The sequence below is a fragment of the Desulfobacterales bacterium genome (assembly GCA_021647905.1).
In the GTDB taxonomy this organism is placed as follows: Bacteria; Desulfobacterota; Desulfobulbia; order Desulfobulbales; family BM004; genus JAKITW01.
This window is the reverse complement of record JAKITW010000107.1, coordinates 1-6,066: the sequence shown is the minus strand read 5'-3', so window position 1 is coordinate 6,066 and position 6,066 is coordinate 1. Positions and strand designations below refer to the sequence as shown.

Annotated in this window: 7 protein-coding genes; all 7 read left to right on the top strand. The window is 59.2% G+C overall.

All coding sequences use genetic code 11. The annotated features are described in order from the left end of the window. Positions 1-137: 137 nt before the first annotated feature. From L3J03_12010 to L3J03_11980, 7 genes are read left to right on the top strand one after another with little or no spacing between them, the layout of a single operon-like run. Positions 138-467 (top strand): hypothetical protein, encoded by a 330-nt coding sequence (locus L3J03_12010; GenBank protein MCF6291705.1) that lies wholly within the window; start codon positions 138-140, stop codon positions 465-467. Then, positions 464-1,720: a PLP-dependent transferase gene (locus tag L3J03_12005; protein MCF6291704.1), complete on the top strand. Its 1,257-nt coding sequence runs from the start codon at positions 464-466 to the stop codon at positions 1,718-1,720. Before L3J03_12010 ends, L3J03_12005 begins: the two co-directional genes overlap by 4 nt. 2 nt (positions 1,721-1,722) lie before the next feature. Further along, positions 1,723-2,910, top strand: coding sequence for a homoserine O-acetyltransferase (locus tag L3J03_12000; GenBank protein ID MCF6291703.1), 1,188 nt, complete (start codon positions 1,723-1,725; stop codon positions 2,908-2,910). Further along, positions 2,900-3,508, top strand: a complete 609-nt coding sequence (metW, locus tag L3J03_11995) for a methionine biosynthesis protein MetW (GenBank protein ID MCF6291702.1) — start codon at positions 2,900-2,902, stop codon at positions 3,506-3,508. Before L3J03_12000 ends, metW begins: the two co-directional genes overlap by 11 nt. Continuing rightward, complete coding sequence (locus L3J03_11990) at positions 3,505-4,482, top strand: serine acetyltransferase (GenBank protein ID MCF6291701.1); 978 nt, start codon at positions 3,505-3,507, stop codon at positions 4,480-4,482. The genes metW and L3J03_11990 overlap by 4 nt, the downstream gene beginning before the upstream one ends. Continuing rightward, on the top strand, positions 4,479-5,405 hold the full coding sequence (gene cysK / locus L3J03_11985; protein MCF6291700.1) for a cysteine synthase A: 927 nt from the start codon (positions 4,479-4,481) through the stop codon (positions 5,403-5,405). The genes L3J03_11990 and cysK overlap by 4 nt, the downstream gene beginning before the upstream one ends. Positions 5,406-5,452: 47 nt before the next feature. Beyond that, positions 5,453-5,881, top strand: coding sequence for an MOSC domain-containing protein (locus L3J03_11980; protein MCF6291699.1), 429 nt, complete (start codon positions 5,453-5,455; stop codon positions 5,879-5,881). Positions 5,882-6,066: the final 185 nt, after the last annotated feature.

Genomic DNA, 6,066 nt, shown 5'->3' with positions numbered 1-6,066 from the left:
GTAAGGTTTCGGTAAACCCCGTACGTTTGAGGTTGGATCGGGAAAGGGGTTTTCTTATAGCGAACGGTGTAGCGGACCCTGAGCCGCAGCCGTGACGGCAAAAGCGGAATTTGAAACAACTTCGGCAGGATATGCTTATGGCTTCCGAATCGCCGCCGCGGCGAAGCGAGTTCCTGCTTGATAGCCTGTTTATGAATAGCCGGCCCTTCTCAATGGAGCGGCCGTTGGTAGAAGAAGACCCCTTTCCCGACAGGAGGGGTTTACTGAATGTTTACGTCTCGCGGGTTGTTGCGAGACCGACAAATTTGATACCTTCCGAGTCCCCTGACCGGCTACCCGCGGGAGCCGGATCCTTAGCCCCTTTTCAACGACAAAACAACCATTGTCGCCCGCCGCCTGTTTTTCCCGGTTGCGGCAACAATTACCGCCGGACAGAGCAGCAACCTTTATCAGGAGTTTCACCATGACCCAGGAGAACAGCCTCCACTTCAACAGCCGAGTCATCCACAGCGGTCAGTCTCCGGAAGCCTGGCAGGGCGCCACCCTGCCGCCGATTTTCCAGACCGCTTCCCATGTCCACCCCACCGCGGAAAACTTGAGCCAGGCCTTTGCCGGCAAGAACAGCGATCATATCTACATGCGGCTCACCAACCCGACCAACCGGGTGCTGGAGGAAAAAATCACCGCCCTGGAAGGTGGCCGCGCCGCAGTGGCCATGTCCTCGGGAATGGCGGCCATTACCAACGGCTGCCTGGCCCTGCTCCGGGCCGGGGACGAGTTTGTTACCGGTAACTCGCTGTTCATGTCCACCTATGTCCTGTTCGCCAATATCTTTAAAAAATACGGGATCACCGCCCGGCTGGTGGAGTCCAGCGACATGGCGGCCCTGGAAGGGGCGATCAACGACAAGACCCGGTTCGTTTATCTCGAAACCATCGGCAATCCGAAAATGGATGTCCCGGACCTGACCCGGGCCGCGGCGATCGCCCATGACCACGGGTTACCGCTTCTGGTGGACAACACCCTGGCCACCCCCTATCTCTGCCGGCCCCTGGAACTGGGCGCTGACGTGGTGTTCCATTCGACCACCAAATATCTAAGCGGCCATGGCGATGCCACCGGCGGGATCGTCATTGACGGCGGCGCCTTTTCCTGGAACAATGACCGGTTCCCGGACCTTCAACCCTTTATCGACCGCAAGGGGGACCTGGCCTACCTGGACAAGGTCTGGCGCGAACATCACATCAACTTCGGCACCACCCAGGCGCCGCTCCACTCCTATCTGACCATGATCGGCCTGGACACCCTGGCCCTGAGGATGGAACGTCACCTGGCCAATGCCCAACAGGTGGCCGCCTATCTCAAGGACCGGCCCGAGGTGGCCTGGGTCAATTATCCCGGCCTGGTTGACAGCCCTTTTCATGACATCGGCGCCACCCAGTTCAACAACCGCGGTTTTGGCGGGGTACTCGCTTTCGGTCTCAAGGACCAGGAGAGTTGTTTCAGTTTTATCAATAAGCTGCAGATGATCTACCACCTGGCCAACCTCGGCGACTGCAAGACCCTGGTGCTGCACCCCTATTCGTCCCAGTATCTCTCCTTTGACGAACCGACCCGGCAACGCCTCTCCATCACTGCCGACCTGGTCAGGCTGTCGGTGGGAATCGAGGCGGTCGAGGATATCTGCGCCGACCTGGATCAGGCCCTGGGCAAGCTATAGCCATGAGCGAGTATGCGACCCATGAGGACACCGGGGTCTCGGTGGGGCTGGTTGAGAAAAAATTCTTCCACTTTGCCGATCCGCCACAGGCAATGGTGCTTGAGGGCGGTTCCAGCCTTGGCCCGGTAACCATTGCCTATGAGACCATGGGCTCCCTGAACCATGCGGGGAGCAACGCCATTCTCATCCTCCACGCCCTGTCAGGCGATTCCCACGTTGCCGGCTACTACGGCAAGGAGGACCCCAAGCCGGGCTGGTGGGACATCATGGTCGGACCGGGCAAGGCCATTGATACGGACAGATATTTCATCATCTGTTCCAACATTCTCGGCAGTTGCATGGGCTCCACCGGACCGTCCTCCATCAATCCCGAAACCGGCCGTCCCTACGGCCTTGATTTCCCGGTGGTCACCATCGGCGACATGGTCCGAGCCCAGAAGGCCCTGCTCGATCACCTCGGTATCAACCGGTTACTGTCGGTGATCGGCGGCTCCATCGGCGGAATGCAGGTGCTGGAATGGGCGGTCCGCTATCCCAAGATGGTGCGTTCCGCCATCCCCCTGGCCACCACCACCCGCCACTCGGCCCTGGCCATCGCCTTTAACGAGGTGGCCCGTCAATCGATCATGGCCGACCCCAACTGGAACAACGGTCAGTACTATGACCGGGAAAAGCCGAACCTCGGCCTGGCGGTGGCGCGGATGATCGGTCATATCACCTATCTCTCCGACGAGGCGATGCGGGTAAAATTCGGCCGCCGGCTTCAGGACAAAAACGATTTCTCCTTTAATTTTGATGTGGATTTCCAGGTCGAGGGTTATCTGCGCTATCAGGGGAATAAATTCGTGGAACGGTTTGATGCCAATTCGTTCCTCTACATCACCAAGGCGGCCGACTATTTCGATCTGGGGCTGCGCAACGGTACCCAGTCGGTGACCGAGGCCTTTGCCAGGGCCAGGGCCAAGTTCCTGGTGGTGTCGTTCACCTCGGACTGGCTCTACCCCACCTACCAGTCCAAAAAAATGGTCAAGGCGATGAAAAAAAACAACCTGGACGTGAGCTTCTGCGAAATCGAGGCCGACTGGGGGCACGACGCCTTTCTCCTGCCCAACCCGCGGCTCAGTTCACTTATCAGCGGCTTTATCGGTCAGGTTGCCGGCGAGGCCGAGGAGGAAAGCCGTGCGGTTTGATCTCCAGATAATCGCCTCCTGGATCACCCCCGGCGCCCGGGTTCTTGATCTCGGCTGCGGTGAGGGCGACCTTCTGGATTATCTCCGGAAAAACAAACAGGTGACCGGGATCGGCATTGAACGGAGCGAGGCCGGGGTGAGCCAATGCATTGCCCGGGGCCTGTCGGTGCTGCAGGGCGACATCAACGAGGAGGTCCAGGACTTCAGGGACAACAGCTTTGACTATGTGATTCTCAGCCAGACCCTGCAGCAGGTCTACACCCCGGACCAATTGCTGGTCGAGTTGCTGCGAATCGGCCGCCGGATAATTGTCAGCTTTCCGAACTTCGGCCACTACCAGATCCGGCTCCAGCTCCTGACCTCCGGCTATACGCCCAAGAGCAAGGAACTGCCGTACAACTGGTACGACACCCCCAATATCCGGGTGCTGACCATCAAGGATTTCAAGAAATTCGCCAGCGAGATCGGCTGTACCATTTTCAAGGAAGTGGCGATCAACACCCATCACCACGAGGACCGGGGCAACATCATCCATCGTCTCCCCAATCTCCGCGCCACCTACGGTATTTTTCTCCTCGGACAAGGAAAAGGACCATGAGCAAATCCCCCTTTGAACCCAAGGAATGCCTGAGCGAAGTCGGCACCATCGTCCACAGCTACAAACATATCCCGCCGGTGGTCAAGGAACTGGCCCGGGCCTGGACAAAAAACGACTGCTTTGCCAGCAGCGGCTCTGTGCCCAACCCCTCCCACCAGGCCGTGGTCAAGATAATCGATCAAATCAGGCGGATCCTGTTTCCCGGCTACTTCAGTGGCGCGATCATCAACCCGACCAACCTCGAATACCTGATCGGCCAGGAAGTCACGGCCCTGTTCGAACATCTTTCCGAACAGATCAACCTGGCGATCCAGCACGACTGTTTCCGTTTCAACCAGCCCTGCTCCCACTGCAACGAGCGGGGCCATGAGTTGGCGCTCAACTTCATCCGGACCATGCCCGCGATCCAGGCGGTGTTGATCAAGGATATTGATGCCGCCCTGATCGGCGATCCGGCGGCCAAGGGCTACGACGAGGTAATCTTCAGCTATCCCGGTCTGCTGGCGATCACCGTCTTCCGGGCGGCCCATGAACTGCACAAACTCAAGGTGCCGGTTATTCCCAGGATCATGACCGAACATGCCCACAGCCTTACCGGGATCGACATCCATCCCGGCGCCACCATTGGCGAGAGTTTTTTTACTGACCACGGCACCGGGGTGGTGGTGGGAGAAACCACTGAGATCGGCAACCGGGTCCGGCTCTATCAGGGGGTCACCCTGGGCGCCTTATCCCTGCCCCGGGATGCCGGCGACCGTTATCGGAACACCAGGCGGCACCCCACCATTGAAGACGACGTAATCATCTATGCCAACACCACAATCCTGGGCGGAGAGACGGTCATCGGCGCCCGGTCGGTAATTGGCGGCAATATCTGGATCACTGAAAGTGTTCCTCCGGACACCAAGGTATTGCTGAAACGGCCCGAACTGATCTACTCGGGCAATGGCAAGGCAGGGAGAGAGAGAAAATGAGTGCGATCGGATCGGATATCACCCGGATCATCGGTAAAACCCCTCTGCTCCGGCTCAACCGGATCGCCAGAAAACGCGGTGCCACGATCCTGGCAAAACTGGAGTCACGCAATCCCCTGGGCAGCGTCAAGGACCGGATCGGCAACGCGATGATCAGGGAGGCGGAAACCAGGGGGCAGATCAACAGCAAAACCACGATCATCGAGCCGACCAGCGGCAACACCGGCATTGCCCTGGCCTTTGTCTGCGCGGCCAGGCGCTACCGGCTGATTCTTACCATGCCGGAAACCATGAGCCTGGAACGGCGCAAGCTGCTCAGGCACCTGGGCGCCGAACTGGTACTCACCCCGGGCAGCGAGGGAATGAAAGGGGCCATTGCCAGGGCCGAGGAGATCATGGCCCATAACCCCAACTCCTTTATGCCCAACCAGTTCGCCAACCCGGCCAACCCGGAGATCCACCGGCAGACCACGGCCGAGGAGGTCTGGGCCGACACCGGCGGCGCGGTGGACATCTTTGTCGCCGGGGTGGGAACCGGCGGCACCATCACCGGGGTGACCGAGGTACTCAAGGAGAGGAAGCCAACGTTCAAGGCAGTGGCGGTGGAACCGGCGGATTCGCCGGTGCTTGCCGGCGGCGCGCCGGGACCGCACAAGATCCAGGGAATCGGGGCCGGATTTATCCCCGCCGTGTTGAACACCAAGATCATCGATGAAATCATTCCGGTGACCAATGACCAGGCATTTCAGACAGCCCGGGACCTTGCCGAGATGGAGGGGATTCTCTGCGGCATCTCCTCCGGCGCGGCGGTCTGGGCCGCCCTGGAACTGGCCGGCCGGCCGGAAAACCAGGGCAAACAGATCGTGGTCATCCTGCCGGACACCGGCGAACGTTATCTGAGCACCGCCCTGCTCAAGGAATAACCAGCAATGTTAAACAATCTGGACAAAAACCGGTAGAAACGTAATAAATGGCACAAATAATCTCGCTGAACATCAGCAAAAACAAGGGCACGGAAAAAGAACCGGTGGCAATGGCCGTGTTGCGCCCGGACCACGGCATGGAGGGCGACGCCCATGCCGGCAACTGGCATCGCCAGGTGAGCCTGCTTGCCCGGGAAAGCATTGACCGGATGAATGCCAAGGGGTTTGCCCTCGGGCCCGGGGCCTTTGCCGAAAACATCACCACCGCCGGCCTGGACCTGCCGGCCCTGCCCGTGGGAACCCGGCTCATCTCCGGAAAAGTGGAACTGGAGATCACCCAGATCGGCAAAAAATGTCACTCCAAATGCGCGATCCATGCCCGGGCCGGGGATTGCATCATGCCCCGGGAGGGGATCTTCGCCCGGGTCATCACTGCCGGTATCCTGCATGTCGATGACACGATCACCATCAAGTAGGCTCCCAACCCCGGCGCAACGTAAACATTCAGTAAACCCCCTCCTGTCGGGAAAGGGGTTTTCTTCTACCAACGGCCGCTCCATTGAGAAGGGCCGGCTGTTCATAAACAGGCTATCAAGCAGGAACTCGCTTCGCCGCGGCGGCGATTCGGAACCCATAAGCATATCCTGCCGAAGTTGTTTCA